Genomic DNA, 16,078 nt, shown 5'->3' with positions numbered 1-16,078 from the left:
AAAATAAAAGGAGAGATTTTTACTTATGAAGAAAACAAAAATCGTAAGTACATTAGGACCTGCTAGTACCGATGTTGACACTATTGTCAAATTAATCGAATCTGGCGCTAATGTTTTCAGATTTAACTTCTCACATGGTGACCATGAAGAACACTTTGATCGTTTAAACAAAGTTCATGAAGCCGAAAAGAGAACTGGTAAGACTGTTGGTCTTATGCTTGATACTAAGGGTGCTGAAATCCGTACTACTATCCAAAAAGATGGTAAGATCGAATTCCACACTAACGACGAATTTAGAATTTCAATGGACGAATCTATTGAAGGTACTAAAGAAAAGATCGCCGTTACTTACCCTGGCTTATTAGCCGACGTTCACGTTGGTGGCCACATCTTATTTGATGACGGTATCTTAGACTCAGTTATCAAAGAAATCGATGAAGCTAACAAAGAACTAGTTGTTGTTGCTCAAAACAATGCTACTCTAGGTTCACGTAAAACTGTTACTGCACCTGGTGTTTCAATTAACTTACCAGGTATTACTGAAAAGGATTCAAGCGACATTCGTTTTGGTCTTTCAGAAATGCACATTAACTTCATCGCCGCTTCATTTGTAAGAAAACCAGAAGATGTTTTAGACATCCGTAAATTACTTGAAGATGAACACAAAGAAGACGTTCAAATCTTCCCTAAGATTGAATCACAAGAAGGTATCGACAACTTTGAAGAAATCATGAAGGTTTCTGATGGTTTGATGATTGCTCGTGGTGACATGGCTGTTGAAATTCCAGCAGAAAATGTTCCAATCGTTCAAAAACACTTAATCCACAGATGTAACGAAATGGGTAAACCAGTTATTACTGCAACTCAAATGTTGGACTCAATGATTGAAAACCCACGTCCTACACGTGCTGAAGCTTCAGACGTTGAATACGCTGTATTAAGCGGTACAGATGCTACTATGCTTTCAGGTGAAAGTGCTAACGGTGACTACCCAGCAGAAGCAGTTGCTACTATGGCTAAGTTAGACGTTAAGGCTGAAAACCACTACGATGAATACGGTGACGCTCGTCCTGCATTCAACAATGGTGACGTTACTGAAGCATTCGGTAAGCAAGTTGCTGAAATGGTTAAGGATCTTGACATCAAGACTATCGTAACCACTACTTCAACTGGTTACTCAGCTCGTATGATTTCTAAGTACCATCCAAATGCTGATATCTTAGCATTAACTTTTGATGACCGTGTACGTCGTGGTCTAATGGTTAACTGGGGTGTTCAACCAATCGTTGTTGACAAGCCAGAAAACAGTGATGGTATGTTCGACTTCGCAGCTAAGAAGGCAGTTGAAACTGGCTTAGCTAAGGAAGGCGACTTAATCCTTGTAGTTGCAGGTCTACCTGTTGGCGAAAAGGGTACAACTAACGTAATGAGCGTTAAATTGATCGGTTCAGAACTTGCTCAAGGACAAGGTGTTGGCGACAAGACTGTTATCGGTAAAGCTTTTTTAGCAAGTAACGCTGCCGATGCAAACAGCAAGGCTGTTGACGGTGGCGTGTTGGTAGCTAAGAATACCAACAAAGACTTCTTGCCAGCTATTAAGAAGGCAAGCGCAATTATCGTTGAAGATGGTGGTATGACATCACATGCTGCAGTATTAGGTATTTCACTAGGAATTCCTGTTATTGTTAGCGCTAAGGGTGCTACTGAAAACATCTCAGACGGTCAAACTATTACAGTAGATGCACGTCGCGGAATTGTTTACGCAGGCGCTGCTAACTCACTATAATATTTACTCGAAAAGAGGATGCATTTTAAATGCATCCTCTTTTTTTATCGAAATATTATGTAAATTAGTGTAGAATTGACATATAACGATTCGAAATGAGGAATATTAATGAATAACTTTTTAGGCCGTGTTGTTTCTGGTAAAGTAACTGACGAAAATGACAAAAACTATTTTGTTCAAATTGAAGGAACAACATTCCTATTGGATAAGGACGAAATATTAAAGCCACTAAAAATTGGTAGTAACTTTAAGGGATTTGCATATGAAAATGAAAATCACAAGATGCAAATAACAAGAAACATTCCAGATGTCCAAGTGGACCACTATGCATTTGGAACGGTTGTCCAAAGTAAATATGGATTGGGAATTTTTGTTGATATAGGATTACCTAACAAGGACATCGCCGTATCAATCGATGATCTTCCTGAATTAACAAAGTTATGGCCTCAACATGGTGATAAAGTCATGATTGCCTTGAAAATCGATAAAAAAGATCGAATTTGGGGTGAATTAGCTGACGAAGAAATCTTCAAGAGCATTTCAATCCCAGCTAATCCCAAGCTAAAGAACCGTAACATGAAGGCGACAACTTACAGATTAAAGCTAGCCGGAACTCGTGTTATCACAGATGACTATCGACTAGGATTTATCCATCCGAGCGAACGTGAAATGGAACCACGCTTAGGTCAACAAGTTGACGTACGAGTGATTGGAATTTTACGAGATGGAACATTGAACCTTTCAATGAAGCCTCGTGCATACGAAGCAATTAGTGATGATTCAAAAATGATTTTTGCTGTTTTGAAGAGATCAGAAGATGGAAAAATTGCTTATACCGACAAGAGTACTCCTGAAGAGATCAAGGCTTTCTTTGGTATCAGTAAGGGACAATTCAAACGTGCGGTAGGTAATCTTTTGAAGAACCGTCTGATTGAACAAAAAGATGGCGAAATGTTGTTAACTGAAAAGGGTAAAGAAACTGATATTGAATAAAATCGGGTGATATTATGGACTCCGAAGTTAAGGACTACTTACATTATTTGGTGATTGAACGAGGATTATCAGATAATACAATTAAGAGCTATCATCAAGACATTAAAGGATTTATCAATTACTTAAAAGACAATCATATTAGTGAATTTAAAGAAGTCGATTCAAAGACAATTTTAGATTATATGAAGTACATGAAGGATTGTGGAAAGGCAAGAAATTCCATAATCCGTTTTGTTTCAACGATGAAAAAGTTTTTTAAATACTTACAAAGATATCACTTCATCATCGAAGATCCGATGGTCAATGTAGATACCCCTAAATCGGCCAATCATTTACCAGATGTATTGACGATGAAGGAAATTGATAAGTTGCTGGCAGTTCCTGATACAAACGACAAATATGGCATTAGAGATAGGGCGATATTAGAAGTCATGTATGCGACGGGATTGCGTGTTAGCGAAGTAGTTAATTTGAAGATGGATAATTTACATTTGGATATGGGAATTATTCAAACTATTGGTAAGGGAGACAAGGAAAGAATAATTCCGATTGGCTCTCAAGCTATTAAATGGATATACACTTATATGGAAAACAGTCGCAATCTTTTGTTAAAAAGAAGACATTGTGATTATTTATTCTTAAATGCTCATGGATCTGGTTTAAGTAGACAAAGCATTTGGCAAAAGCTTAAACGATATGTTGGTTTAGCTGGTATTAAGAAAAAGGTTACGCCACATACTTTACGTCATTCATTTGCTACTCATATACTAGAAAACGGAGCGGATTTGAGAGTTGTACAAGAGCTATTGGGGCACTCGGATATTTCGACTACTCAAATCTATACACATGTTTCCCATGAACATCTAAATAAGGCGTTTGATGACTTTCATCCACACGCTTAAAGCACAGATTGGAGGAATTTGGGATGCTACTAAAATATAGAACAGAATATAAAAAAATTGCTATAGATATGCTTTCTCTATTACCAGACATGAATAAGGGCAATCATTTAGAAGATGAAATGAACTGGTATGAAGATAGTGATAACCGTGTTATTTACTTATGGAAAAATCAAGATGACAATTGGGCTGGATTAGTCGCAATTGAACAAAAAAATGATTTATTAGTTCTAAGAAGAGTAGTCCTAACACCAGATTCTTGGAACATTAATAACTGTTGTTCAATGATTAACGATTTAAATAACCTATACATGGGTAAAAAGATTGTCGGAACAATGGATACCACTTCAATCTGTGAAATTTGGGAGAAACGTAATGGAACCAGAGTTCAATAACTCTAACAATATAAATATTCACATTGATGATTTTGATGGCCCCTTAGAATTACTATTACATCTAATCAAGCAATCTGAAATGGATATCTATGACATCCAAATTGAAAAGATTACCAGACAATATGTTGAATATTTAACTGAGATGAAAAACCTAAACGTTAATATCGCAGGTGAGTACTTCGTAATGGCATCCAATTTGATGGCGATTAAGTCGAAGCTATTGTTGCCTAGAAATGATGAAATCAACGAAGATGATGATTACGAGGATCCAAGGGATGAATTAGTAAATCAACTTTTGATTTATCAAGAATATAAAGAAGTATCAAAAGTGTTGAAAAAGATGGAGACTAAGACTAGTCAATATCACAGCGTTGATCCCGTTTTACCAAGTGTCGATGAGATGATTGATTTTAACGATAACGAAAAATTCAGTATCGATTTAATTCAGCAGGCGTTTGATCGAATTATCGAAAAGATTAAGTCAAACGAACCATACGTACATTCAGTGATTGAATGGGAATACACTGTCAAAGGCCAATCAACATATGTTATGGATAGATTATCCAAACAGCAATCGGTTGAGTTTGATGCCTTATTTGATAAGACTAGTAACGTTGAATTTGTAGTTACTACATTTTTGTCATTACTAGAACTTGTTAAGGAACAAAAGGTCAAAGTCGGACAAATTAACGACAAGCTATATTTAGAAAAAATTGCAAAGCAAGGTGAAGAGTAATTGGTTAGTAAGTTAGCGCAGCTAGAGAGCCTAATATATATATCTGGTGAAGATGGAATAACATACGACAATCTAAGCACATTATTAAAACTAAGTACTAGTGAGCTAGAAACGTTAATGAAACAACTAAGGGAGTCTTTTGAACACGAAGACTCACCATTTACGTTGATGGAATATTCTGATAAGGTTCAACTTGCCACAAAGGAAGAACTAAACGACTTAATTAAGGGATATTTACAAAGCGATGAAAGCATTTCTTTAACTCAAACAGCGCTAGAAACACTTACGATTATTGCTTATAATCAACCAATTACGAGGGTTGAAGTGGATGACATTAGAGGTGTAAACAGCAGTAAGACGGTCCAAAGATTGTTGAGACAAAGTTTAATTGCCACTGCGGGTTACAAGAAGGTACCAGGTCATCCAAAGCTTTATACAACAACTGATAACTTTTTGAAGTTGTTTGGAATTAAGAGTTTAAACGAATTACCAAAAATTGATAATGAAATTTTACTTCAGGAGGAAGAAAATGGCGGAACGACTACAGAAGAAAATGGCTAAAGCTGGGGTAGCTTCAAGACGTAAATCAGAAGAAATTATTTTAGCCGGTCGCGTAAAGGTAAACGGTCAAGTTGTTACTGAACTAGGAACAAAGGTTAAAGTTTCTGATGAAGTCCAAGTTGATGGTTTACCAATCAACAAGGAAGCACCAGTATATTACTTGTTATACAAACCAAGAAGAATTATCACTTCAGTATCTGATGAAAAGGATCGAAAGACTGTTTTAGGCTTTTTTGAAGATGTAGAACAAAGAATTTATCCAGTTGGTCGATTGGACTACGATACATCTGGTCTTTTACTAATGACTAATGATGGGGATTTGGATAACCGTTTAACTCATCCTAAGTACGAAGTTGAAAAGACTTATGTTGCTAAGGTGGAAGGAATTCCAACTAACGATGAATTAAAGCAATTAAGACTAGGTGTTAAGATTAACGGTAAGAAGACTGCACCTGCTAAGACAAACGTCTTAGAAACCGATAATGGTAAGAAGACTGCCGTTGTGCAATTAACAATTCATGAAGGTAAAAACCATGAGGTTAAGAACATGTTCAAGGCAATCGGTCATCCGGTTAAAAAGTTGAAACGTGAATCCTTTGCTTTCTTAAACTTAAAGGGATTACAACCAGGTGATTACCGTCCATTGAAGAAATTCGAAGTTGAAAAGTTATACGAAATGACTGAAAAGAGATAAAAGGCTTGTTTAAAACAAGCCTTTTTTGCTATAATCATTCTTGAAAAAATAAAAATTGGTTTATCTTCAGGGCAGGGTTAGATTCCCGACCGGCGGTTACAGCCCGCTACCTATCGTTTGATAGTTGATTTGGTGAAATTCCAAAGCCGACAGTACAGTCTGGTATAAAGAAGATCTCTTTTTGAGTACGCAAAAAGCTCATTGGTCTTCGATGGATCAATGGGCTTTTTTTGAAGATATTCCTCATATGGAGGATTTATTATGTTAAGTAGTACAAGTAGTCGTTTTAGTTTGAAGAACCTGGTTCAGGTTTCTATTTTAGGAGGATTGGCATATCTATTGACCTATCTTTCAGTGCCTATCTTACCAATGGCACCATACATGAAGTTAGATTTTGGTGATATCCCAATTCTTTTAGCAACTGTGTTATTATCAACTCGTAGTGGTTTGATTGTAGCATTGCTAAGAGCTGTACTATACTTCGTCTTTACCGGTGTTTCTTTGATTAATCTGATTGGAATTTCAGCGTTATTAATCGCTAGTTTAACAATCGTGTTATCAGTTACATTGGTTAACAAATTAGTTCAAAACAACGCTAAATACGTTATTATGGTTCTGTTTGAAACAGTCATGTTAACCCTAGTTATGAGTGTATTGAACTATTTCGTGATTACACCACTATACATCAATTTAACAGGATTTAAATTGAGCTTTAGCCTATTGGATTCTGTATTATACACAGTCACACCATTTAACATTATCAAGGGACTATTCATTGGGATTGTCTTCGTGATTGTATATAACAGAAGCAATGCATGGGAAAAATATAAAGAAAAGAGATAAACAATGAACAAAGATTTGCTGTTATTGCTTCTATCATCGACGCAACCAAGAAGAATTAAATTAATTCAAAACTTGTTAAACGGGAAAAGAACCGTTTCAACACTTTTCTGGGCAATGCGTTATGGTATCTTGCAATACTCAGCAATTCTAAAAACATATGATCTGAATTCTATCAACGGAGCCATCAAAAAGTTAATCGTAGATGGTCTAGCTGAACAAGTTGATGAATTTCAGTATCAATTGACCACAAAAGGTCAAATTAAAAAGGATTCTGTAAAGGAATCCTTTTACATATTACAGAACACATCGTATCAATATGATTATGATGTGAATGAGTTTAAAGCAAGAATATTATTAGCCATTCAATCAGTATCAGAATATAGCTATCAAAATAAGAATTACTATCCCGTTAAAACCGATATGAAGAGCGCGATGATTGTTAAAAGATGGTTTATTCATAATAAGGTAGAAATCGTAAGTCGACTAGAAGATTATTTAACCAAGTACTTATCACAGGTTGATGAGAAGAAGGCTAATATCATTGCTCAACAAATGATTGGCCATGATGTTTATGGGATGACAAACGGTCAATTGGCGGATAGCATGGGCGTTTCAAATGTTGAAGCATTCTTTATGGAATATGATGGTTGGGTCAATTTTATTAACTATATTATTAATGATGATGACCTGTTATTATTACCGTTGATAAATGACGTACGAACTTTAAAGATGAACCATCATGCGATTCAAACGTATAATCAATTTGTTAGTGGTAATACGCTAGATCAAATCGCCAATAACCTAAGTGTAAAGTTATCAACTGTGAGAGAACATCTATTAGAGATGGCAATTTGGTTGCCGGAAAGTAAGTTTCCTTACGCTAAAATCGTTAGTGCTGAGGATGAAAAAACGTTACGCCAAGCTTTTGATAATCAACCAATTGATGATTGGCAATTCCGTCAAATCAGCGAAAGCACAGATATCAATTTTTTTGAGTTCAGAATTTATCAAATATTAAGGAGCAAACAAGATGTTAAGTGATGAAGAATTAAAGAAACATCTAAAAAAATGGTTTGGCTTTGATGACTTTCGTTCTAGGCAAAAAGAGGTTATCCAATCAATCCTAGATGACAAAGATACATTAGGCGTGTTGCCAACAGGAACAGGTAAGACACTTATTTATCAATACGTTGGTAAGATGGTTGATGGGATGGTAATCGTGGTATCTCCGCTTATTTCATTAATGCAAGATCAAGTTGATAGAATGAGATACCTGGGTGAAAAGCAAACGGTCGCGATAACGTCTAATCTTTCTTGGGTTGATCGCAAAAGAGTCATCAAGAATTTAAATAACTACAAGTATGTTTACGTTTCACCAGAGATGTTATCTAATTCAGATGTATTAGATGCTTTTAAGCAGCACAAAATTTCATTGTTTGTGGTAGATGAAGCGCACTGTATTAATCAATGGGGACCAGATTTTAGACCTGAGTATCTAAACTTAAAGGATATAATCATCAGTTTAAATCATCCAACTACCTTAATGCTGACTGCGACTGCATCTAATGATGTCGTTTCAGACATTAAAGAAAAAATAGGTTTGCCAAACGTAAAAACGATTAAGTATTCGACGAATCGACCTAACATTGCATTGGCCGTTGATACGTTTACTAGTAATGAGGATAAAAATGATCGCTTGCTTTACCTAGTGAATAAATTGATGAAGCCAGGGATTATTTATTTCTCTAGTAAGAAGGTTGCTAACGCAGTTTGCGAGTGGTTAAAAGAAAAAACCAAATTAAACGTTGAGGTTTACCATGCTGATTTAGATGCTGATAGTCGATATCGAATTCAACATCAGTTTATTAGTGACCAAATTGATATAATTTGTGCCACAAGTGCATTTGGAATGGGAATCGATAAGGATAACATCAGATTTGTCATTCATTACCACATGCCTGCTAATTTGGAATCATACGTCCAAGAGATGGGAAGAGCTGGTAGGGATGGTAAACAAAGCATCTCAGTTATTTTGTATAAAGAAAAAGACGAAATTTTACAATATCGATTTATTGATGACACAATTCCAAGTGAAGATATGATTAACTTCTTTTATGATCATTATCAACAACTGAAAAATAATGAATTGGACGAAAAAGCCAATCTTATAAACTATTATTTTCAAAGTGGTTTTACGAAAAACGAGGTAATTAATATATTTGAGGGAAGAAGAAACGAATTAGTAACATCCTTAAACCAAATGTTGGGGTATGTGAAAACAAAGGGATGTAAGCGAGCATTTTTACTTAGATACTTTAATGAAATTTTTTCTGAACACGATGAAAATTGTTGTAATGGTGATGACACCCAATTACAATTAGAAGAGATGGATTTAGTTCAAGAAAGCAAAAGCTTGAATTCGCGGCCACGAAACGTCAAATGGCAAAGTATTATTCAAACTCTTTTTTCTAAATAGTAAAATTCATGTATAATTAAGACATAAGATATTATTAGGAGGTCATTATTTTGAATAATAACGACGATTACAGTAATTTTTCAAGAGTAGAAAGTAGAAGAAAACATAGAGGACATAAGACAGTTGCAATCGTTTTAATCACAATCCTAGTAGTAATTGGATTATTTGCGCTAGTATACGGAATGATTAGTAGCCCAAGTGGTAGCAACAACGTTGACTCTACAACAACTACTGCTTCATCATCTTCTTCAATGTCTTCAAAGAAGAGATCAAGTGATAAGGATAAAGAAAGCTCAAGCTCAATGAAGTCTAGCTCAAGTTCAATGAGTAGTTCTTCAGCAATGAGCAGTTCATCAAGCATGAACAACACAATGAATAACTCAAACAATAATACTCAAGGCCAAACTAATGGCAATAACACACAAAATCAAACAACAACTACCAACCAATCAACAACTGCTAACAACAGTGGATATGCTGTTATTGGCCAAGATGGTATGACTGATTTATACCGTGTTGCTAAGAAGTACGGTACAAGTGTTCAAAGTCTAATGAGACTTAACGGTATTGCTGATTCTAACAAGGTTAGAAACGGCCAAAAGATTCTAGTAAAATAAAATTAAGTGGTGTTTAAGTTTATGAATAATAGTAAGTTACAAGTAGCGATTGACGGGCCAGCATCTGCTGGAAAAAGTACAGTTGCCAAATTAGTTGCAGCAAGATTTTCATACATTTACTGTGATACTGGTGCAATGTATAGATCAACTACTCTAAAGGCCTTACGATTAGGATATCCTTTGGATGACGAAAAAGTGATTTTGGACATGTTAAATGATACTGAAATTACTTTTGAACCGGGGGAAAAACAACAAAAGGTTTTCCTTGATGGACAAGAAGTTACTAACGATATTAGACAAGAAGATGTTACTAATAACGTATCAACTGTTGCTAGTCTAGGTGCAGTTAGAAAAGAACTTGTTCAAAGACAACAAGATATTGCAGCTAAGGGTGGTATTGTTATGGACGGTAGAGATATCGGAACAACAGTTTTACCAGATGCTGAAGTTAAAATTTTCTTGATTGCTAGTGTTGATGAACGAGCTGATCGTCGTTTTAAAGATAATGCCGAAAAGGGTATTCATGTTCCACTAGAACAATTGAAAAAAGAAATTGAAGAAAGAGACTACAAAGACTCTCATAGAGCCGTGTCTCCATTGACAAAAGCTGCTGATGCAAAGGAAATTGACACTACTTCAATGTCAATTGATCAAGTGGTTGATGCAATCTCTGATGAAATAACAAAAAAAACAAGCACTATAATTTAATCATTAAACTAGATTTTATTAATAACATAGTCTAGAATGTAAGTTATAGTAGTCTCAAGGAGGAAATATCAGATGAGTGAATCAGATGAACAAACAAACAAAGATTTATTAGAAGCCTTGGATAGTGTGGACCAAGTTAATATTAACGATGTTGTCAGTGGTGAAATTTTAGCCTTTGACAAGGATCATCAATTAATTATTGGTATTGACAACACCGGGGTTGAAGGAGTTGTTCCTCGTCGTGAACTATCCTCACAACCTGTTGATGACGTTGAAAGCAAATTTAAAGTTGGTGACAAAGGTAAATTTGTTGTAATTTCACGTATCGGTGATGATAAAGAAGGTGGAAGCTTCCTTCTATCAATTCGTCGTTTAGAAGAACGTAAGGTTTGGGACGAATTAAAGGCAAAAGCTGAAAACAATGAAACTATTACTGTTACTGTTCAAAACGCAGTACGTGGTGGTTTAGTAGTAGACGCTGGTGTACGTGGATTTATCCCTGCATCAATGATCACTAACCACTTTGTAAGAAACTTAAACCAATACAACGGTCAACAATTCGAATGTAAGATTGTTGAAATCGTTCCTGAAAAGAACCGTTTAGTTCTTTCACACAGCGACGTTGTAGCTAAGAACCAAGAAGAAGCTCGTTCAGAAGTTATGGACAAGCTAAACGTTGGTGATGTTGTTGAAGGTAAAGTTGCACGTATGACTGATTTCGGTGCTTTCGTTGACCTTGGTGGTATCGACGGACTAGTTCACGTTTCAGAAATTTCATACGAACGTGTAAACAAACCTGCTGACGTTCTAGAAAATGGCCAAGACGTTAAAGTTAAGGTTATTGCCATGGACGAAGAACGTGGAAGAATTTCACTTTCAATCAAGCAAACTAAGCCACAACCATGGGATGAAATCGAAGAAAAAGCTCCTCAAGGTAGTACTGTAAAGGCAACTATCAAGAGATTAGTTGACTTTGGTGCTTTTGCTGAAGTAATTCCTGGTGTTGAAGGTTTAATTCACATTTCTCAAATTTCACACAAACATGTTAATACACCTTCTGATGTATTAAAGGTTGGTCAAACTGTTGATGCTAAAGTTCTAGATGTTAACCCAAGTGAACATCGTTTAGCTTTATCATTACGTGCTCTTGAACCTGAACCAGAAAATGCTCAAGATTCAAGTGAACATGTCGAAGCTACTGATAATGCTACTGAAAATGCTCCTGAAGAAGAAAATGGATTCACTTTAGGTGACATTGTTGGTAAAGGATTAGACGAAGATAATCAATAATATATTATAATCTTTAAAAATATCCTTCATTTTTTGGTGAAGGATATTTTTTTCATTATGAAAGAAAGGGTGAATATTAAATGAGTTTACCTACAGTTGCAATTGTTGGAAAACCTAACGTTGGAAAATCAACAATTTTTAACCGTATTGCTGGGGAACGAATTTCTATCGTTGAAGATACTCCTGGTGTTACCAGAGATAGAATTTATTCTCACGGTGAATGGTTAGGACACGAATTTAGTATGATTGATACCGGTGGTATTGAAATTGGTGATCAACCATTCGTAAAACAAATCACTGCGCAAGCAGAAATCGCAATTGATGAAGCTGATGTAATTATCTTCATGGTTAATGGAAAAGAAGGAATTACTAATGCTGATGATAATATTGCCAGAATTTTATACAGAACCAATAAGCCAATCGTTTTAGCCGTTAACAAGGTTGATAACTTTGAAAGTCGTGCTAACATCTATGACTTCTATTCATTAGGATTTGGCGATCCATATCCAATCTCTGGTGCCCATGGATTAGGTCTAGGTGACTTATTGGATGAAGTTATTAAGAACTTCGATGAAAAAACAGAAGAAGAAAATGACGACAACATCAAATTTAGTTTGATTGGACGTCCTAATGTTGGTAAATCTTCACTTGTTAACGCCATTTTAGGTGAAGATAGAGTAATCGTATCAAACGTTGCCGGAACAACTAGAGATGCCATTAATACTGAATTTGAACAAGACGGCCAAGAGTTCACCATGGTGGACACTGCCGGATTGAGAAAACGTGGTAAGGTTTACGAAAATACCGAAAGATACTCAGTAATGAGAGCGATGAAAGCCATCGATAATAGTGATGTTGCCTTAATCGTTTTAAATGCTGAAGAAGGTATTCGTGAACAAGATAAGCGTATTGCTGGTTATGCTCACGAAGGTGGAAAAGGTGTCATCATCATTGTTAATAAATGGGATACTTTGAAGAAGACCAGTAAGACTCAACAAGAATTTGAAGCAGGGATTAGAAGTCAATTCCAATACCTATCATATGCGCCAATCTTGTTTGTTTCAGCTAAGACTAAGCAACGTCTAAGTCAAATCCCTGACTTGATCAAACGTGTCTATGACAACCATGCTAAGCGTATTTCTTCATCAATGCTAAATGATGTCTTGATGGATGCAATTGCCATGACACCAACACCAAGTATAAACGGTAGAAAGTTACGTATTTACTACGCAACTCAAGTTACAAGTGAACCACCTACCATTGTTATCTTTGTAAATGATGAAGAACTAATGCATTTCTCATACAGAAGATATATCGAAAATCAAATTAGAGAACACTTTGACTTTTCTGGGACTCCGATTAAAATAATTTCCAGAAAACGTAAGTAATAAAGGTTATTTAGCAAAAAATTTTAATGTTTTATGCTAAAAAATATTAAAAATCGTTGAATTGCGGGCATTTATGTGATATCTTGAATAACTGTAATGACATTAATTTGTTGTGATTACATAAGTCGAAAAGCATAGATTGTTTTCCGAACATTGTGGGAGGTGAAACACACATGGCTAACAAGGCAGAATTAGTAAGTAGTGTTGCTACTAAAACTGGTTTAACTAAGAAGGATGCAACTGCAGCAGTTGATGCTGTATTTGATTCAATCCAAGGTAGTTTGGCTAAGGGCGAAAAGGTACAATTAATCGGCTTCGGTAACTTCGAAGTACGTGAACGTGCTGCTCGTAAGGGTCGTAACCCTCAAACTGGTGCAGAAATTCAAATTCCTGCAAGCAAAGTACCTGCATTCAAACCAGGTAAGGCTTTAAAGGATGCTGTTAAATAATAACAGTATGCTATAATTAGGCTAGTCCGTTTTACGGGCTGGCCTTTTTTATATGTTTTAAATGATAGGAGCGAGATTTTTGAGCTACTCACAAAAAGCACTAGAATTCCTTGAAGAAGGAAAAATCGATGAATTTAATAAACAATATAATCTAGCATTACACCATGATAGCGATGAAATGGTGTACTCACTTGCTGAAGAACTATACTCATATGGTTTCACCAACCAAGCCAAGGAACTATATGAAAAGCTTTTAAAGAAGTTCCCTGATGAAGATGAACTAAGAACTGACATCGCTGATATTTTAATCAGTGAAGGTAACGCTGATGAAGCTCTAGAACAATTAAGCAAGATCAGTAAAGATTCACCTGCTTATCTTCAATCTTTGATGGTTCAAGCCGACTTATACCAAACTCAAGAGTTATTCGAAGTTAGCCGCGAAAAGCTGTTAGAAGCTAAAAAATTAGCTCCTGGCGAGGAAGTAATCACATTTGCGTTGGCAGAGTTGTATTACACAATGGGTGAATACAATAAGGCCATTCCTTTGTACTTAAGTTTGATTAAAAAGGGAATCACTAATCTATCAGCTGTAAACATTGTTGAAAGAATTGGGATTTCATATGCTAACGACAGTAACTTTGAAAATGCAATTGGATACCTAAAACAAATTAAGACAATTGATATGTCTTCAGATGTTAAGTTCGAAACAGCGTTCACTTACCTACAACTAAAGGAATATGACGAAGCAATTGATTTATTTGAAGAACTTCGAGACTCAGATCCACAATATGCAACTCTTTACCCATACTTGGGACAAGCATTAGATGCTGTGAATAAACAAGAAGAAGCATATCGTGTATTGCAAGAAGGGCTAAGCGTTGACCAATACAACGAAAAGCTATTCTTAGCGACAGCCCGTGAAGCACTAAAGCTTTCCGAAAACGATGAAGCATTGGGCTACCTACAACAAGGAAACGAAATTGATCCAGATGATATTGAAATCGTCTTGGAAATGTCTAACCTATTGGTTGCCAAAGAAGACTATGAAGAAAACATTAAATTGTTGAATAGTTACATTGAAAACCATGAATTGGATCCACAATTCTACTGGAACCTAGCCGTTTCATACGACAAGTTAGACAAACTAAAAGAAGCTCACAAGAATTACCTAGCTGCCAAACCATATTTCTCTGATAATGCTAGTTTCTTAAAACAAGCAGCATTATTCTTCCGTGAATACGGTGACCGCGATAATTCATATGAACTTCTTAAAAAGTATGTTCAACTTCAACCAAATGATGATGAAGCTGCATTTATGCTTGATGAATACATGGATGATTAGTCTTTTTTGATTAATCCCTTGTAGTAATTAATCGATGATAAATCCAGATTTAATTGACTTGATAGTTTTGAGTCACTTAGGTCTGGATTTTTTTTGATGAAATCAACGACATAACCCTTGAATAATTCTGATGGGCTAAGTGAGAATCCTAGATATTGTTCACTAGGGGTTAGGTATTTATGCAATCCAGCAGAAGTTATGTGTGGATTCTTAGCAAGTCGTTGTTTTAAAAAGATATCCTGACTGTTTTGTTTTAACTGAATTGGCTCAATGAACTTATCAAATAAGTTGATGAACACTTTTTCTTCATCCGAGAATGTAATCTGATTAAATAATCGATAAAAACCGGGTTGAAGGAATTCCTCAGATTTGAATCCCTTACTAATTAGTAGAACGGTCATTCTAGCGTAAAAATGGACGTTTTCGTCAGCTAGAATGTCATTTAGCTTATCTAACCAGGAAGTGTCTAATTCACTCTTAGGTTCGTGTTTTAAACCCTTAATATCAATTGTCGGTAAATTACTGTTCAATTGATGGGTGAACAGGTAATTAAAATAGACATTAATGTGTGATAGAACCTTGTTATAGGTGTTGTGGTTGATTTTGCGTTCGTCTAAAAGTATTTGAAGATATTCTTCAATATCACGATTAAACAGGTTGCTAACTTTATGGTTTTCTTGATAGCCCTTATTGAAATCGGATAGGTAGTCAAACATGTCAGATAGGATTTTGGTATATTCGTTAATCGTTACTTTTGCTAATCCTTTATTCTGTAAATCAATCTCAAAAGTATCTTGATATGGATAATCATTAGACATTTGGCTAGTTCAACTCCTAATAGTTATTTATTCCTATTACAGCACTAAAGTTAGCAAACTTCAATCTGTAAATTGTAATGCTA

17 protein-coding genes and 1 riboswitch are annotated in these 16,078 nt (G+C 35.5%); of the genes, 16 read left to right on the top strand and 1 reads right to left on the bottom strand.

What is annotated here, in order from left to right; translation table 11 throughout:
• Positions 1 to 25 precede the first annotated feature (25 nt).
• The 16 genes from pyk to RZ55_RS03725 all read left to right on the top strand — a co-directional run bounded on the left by pyk (position 26) and on the right by RZ55_RS03725 (position 15,177).
• Positions 26 to 1,786 (top strand): pyruvate kinase, encoded by a 1,761-nt coding sequence (gene pyk, locus RZ55_RS03800; protein WP_034533926.1) that lies wholly within the window; start codon positions 26 to 28, stop codon positions 1,784 to 1,786.
• Positions 1,787 to 1,894: 108 nt separating this feature from the next.
• A complete protein-coding gene (locus RZ55_RS03795; RefSeq protein ID WP_053792751.1) occupies positions 1,895 to 2,779 on the top strand; it encodes a CvfB family protein in 885 nt (294 codons plus the stop codon).
• A 14-nt stretch (positions 2,780 to 2,793) separates the two neighbouring features.
• Positions 2,794 to 3,681 (top strand): site-specific tyrosine recombinase XerD, encoded by an 888-nt coding sequence (xerD, locus tag RZ55_RS03790; RefSeq protein ID WP_057175822.1) that lies wholly within the window; start codon positions 2,794 to 2,796, stop codon positions 3,679 to 3,681.
• A 23-nt stretch (positions 3,682 to 3,704) separates the two neighbouring features.
• Entirely contained in the window at positions 3,705 to 4,073 is a 369-nt protein-coding gene (locus tag RZ55_RS03785; protein WP_057175821.1) for a hypothetical protein, read from the top strand.
• Positions 4,054 to 4,809, top strand: coding sequence for a segregation and condensation protein A (locus RZ55_RS03780; RefSeq protein WP_054483472.1), 756 nt, complete (start codon positions 4,054 to 4,056; stop codon positions 4,807 to 4,809). Before RZ55_RS03785 ends, RZ55_RS03780 begins: the two co-directional genes overlap by 20 nt.
• Positions 4,810 to 5,370, top strand: a complete 561-nt coding sequence (gene scpB, locus RZ55_RS03775) for an SMC-Scp complex subunit ScpB (RefSeq protein ID WP_057175820.1) — start codon at positions 4,810 to 4,812, stop codon at positions 5,368 to 5,370. It begins immediately after the preceding gene.
• On the top strand, positions 5,339 to 6,064 hold the full coding sequence (locus RZ55_RS03770) for a pseudouridine synthase (protein ID WP_057175819.1): 726 nt from the start codon (positions 5,339 to 5,341) through the stop codon (positions 6,062 to 6,064). Before scpB ends, RZ55_RS03770 begins: the two co-directional genes overlap by 32 nt.
• Before the next feature lie 58 nt (positions 6,065 to 6,122).
• Positions 6,123 to 6,243, top strand: a riboswitch (FMN riboswitch).
• Positions 6,244 to 6,325: 82 nt separating this feature from the next.
• Positions 6,326 to 6,907: an ECF transporter S component gene (locus RZ55_RS03765; protein WP_054483466.1), complete on the top strand. Its 582-nt coding sequence runs from the start codon at positions 6,326 to 6,328 to the stop codon at positions 6,905 to 6,907.
• A 15-nt stretch (positions 6,908 to 6,922) separates the two neighbouring features.
• A complete protein-coding gene (locus RZ55_RS03760; protein WP_171823254.1) occupies positions 6,923 to 7,948 on the top strand; it encodes a helix-turn-helix domain-containing protein in 1,026 nt (341 codons plus the stop codon).
• Entirely contained in the window at positions 7,938 to 9,383 is a 1,446-nt protein-coding gene (locus RZ55_RS03755) for a RecQ family ATP-dependent DNA helicase (protein WP_057175817.1), read from the top strand. Before RZ55_RS03760 ends, RZ55_RS03755 begins: the two co-directional genes overlap by 11 nt.
• A 50-nt stretch (positions 9,384 to 9,433) precedes the next feature.
• Entirely contained in the window at positions 9,434 to 10,000 is a 567-nt protein-coding gene (locus tag RZ55_RS03750) for a LysM peptidoglycan-binding domain-containing protein (protein WP_057175816.1), read from the top strand.
• Positions 10,001 to 10,021: 21 nt separating this feature from the next.
• Positions 10,022 to 10,708, top strand: coding sequence for a (d)CMP kinase (gene cmk, locus RZ55_RS03745; protein WP_057175815.1), 687 nt, complete (start codon positions 10,022 to 10,024; stop codon positions 10,706 to 10,708).
• Positions 10,709 to 10,780: 72 nt separating this feature from the next.
• Positions 10,781 to 11,998, top strand: a complete 1,218-nt coding sequence (gene rpsA, locus RZ55_RS03740; protein WP_034533923.1) for a 30S ribosomal protein S1 — start codon at positions 10,781 to 10,783, stop codon at positions 11,996 to 11,998.
• A gap of 80 nt (positions 11,999 to 12,078) precedes the next feature.
• Positions 12,079 to 13,386: a ribosome biogenesis GTPase Der gene (gene der, locus RZ55_RS03735; protein ID WP_034530806.1), complete on the top strand. Its 1,308-nt coding sequence runs from the start codon at positions 12,079 to 12,081 to the stop codon at positions 13,384 to 13,386.
• A gap of 173 nt (positions 13,387 to 13,559) precedes the next feature.
• Positions 13,560 to 13,835, top strand: coding sequence for an HU family DNA-binding protein (locus RZ55_RS03730; RefSeq protein ID WP_034530808.1), 276 nt, complete (start codon positions 13,560 to 13,562; stop codon positions 13,833 to 13,835).
• Between the two features lie 79 nt (positions 13,836 to 13,914).
• Complete coding sequence (locus RZ55_RS03725; protein ID WP_054483459.1) at positions 13,915 to 15,177, top strand: tetratricopeptide repeat protein; 1,263 nt, start codon at positions 13,915 to 13,917, stop codon at positions 15,175 to 15,177.
• On the opposite strand, the gene RZ55_RS03720 is transcribed toward RZ55_RS03725, so the two are convergent.
• Positions 15,174 to 15,995, bottom strand: coding sequence for a phage integrase N-terminal SAM-like domain-containing protein (locus RZ55_RS03720; protein WP_054483457.1), 822 nt, complete (start codon positions 15,993 to 15,995; stop codon positions 15,174 to 15,176). The two genes, RZ55_RS03725 and RZ55_RS03720, sit on opposite strands and share 4 nt — an antisense overlap.
• Positions 15,996 to 16,078: the final 83 nt, after the last annotated feature.

The sequence above is a fragment of the Apilactobacillus kunkeei genome (genome assembly GCF_001421115.1).
GTDB classification, from domain to species: domain Bacteria; phylum Bacillota; class Bacilli; order Lactobacillales; family Lactobacillaceae; genus Apilactobacillus; species Apilactobacillus kunkeei_F.
Note: the sequence above shows the minus strand (reverse complement) of the source record. Positions and strands in the feature narration are given on the sequence as shown.

Excerpts from the sequence above, each read along its gene's own strand:
- RZ55_RS03785 (WP_057175821.1), top strand. The coding sequence starts at position 3,705 with ATGCTACTAAAATATAGAACAGAATATAAAAAAATTGCTATAGATATG.
- xerD (WP_057175822.1), top strand. The coding sequence starts at position 2,794 with ATGGACTCCGAAGTTAAGGACTACTTACATTATTTGGTGATTGAACGA.
- der (WP_034530806.1), top strand. The coding sequence starts at position 12,079 with ATGAGTTTACCTACAGTTGCAATTGTTGGAAAACCTAACGTTGGAAAA.
- RZ55_RS03770 (WP_057175819.1), top strand. The coding sequence starts at position 5,339 with ATGGCGGAACGACTACAGAAGAAAATGGCTAAAGCTGGGGTAGCTTCA.
- RZ55_RS03795 (WP_053792751.1), top strand. The coding sequence starts at position 1,895 with ATGAATAACTTTTTAGGCCGTGTTGTTTCTGGTAAAGTAACTGACGAA.
- RZ55_RS03720 (WP_054483457.1), bottom strand. The coding sequence starts at position 15,995 with ATGTCTAATGATTATCCATATCAAGATACTTTTGAGATTGATTTACAG.
- rpsA (WP_034533923.1), top strand. The coding sequence starts at position 10,781 with ATGAGTGAATCAGATGAACAAACAAACAAAGATTTATTAGAAGCCTTG.
- RZ55_RS03730 (WP_034530808.1), top strand. The coding sequence starts at position 13,560 with ATGGCTAACAAGGCAGAATTAGTAAGTAGTGTTGCTACTAAAACTGGT.
- pyk (WP_034533926.1), top strand. The coding sequence starts at position 26 with ATGAAGAAAACAAAAATCGTAAGTACATTAGGACCTGCTAGTACCGAT.
- RZ55_RS03780 (WP_054483472.1), top strand. The coding sequence starts at position 4,054 with ATGGAACCAGAGTTCAATAACTCTAACAATATAAATATTCACATTGAT.
- RZ55_RS03765 (WP_054483466.1), top strand. The coding sequence starts at position 6,326 with ATGTTAAGTAGTACAAGTAGTCGTTTTAGTTTGAAGAACCTGGTTCAG.
- cmk (WP_057175815.1), top strand. The coding sequence starts at position 10,022 with ATGAATAATAGTAAGTTACAAGTAGCGATTGACGGGCCAGCATCTGCT.
- RZ55_RS03755 (WP_057175817.1), top strand. The coding sequence starts at position 7,938 with ATGTTAAGTGATGAAGAATTAAAGAAACATCTAAAAAAATGGTTTGGC.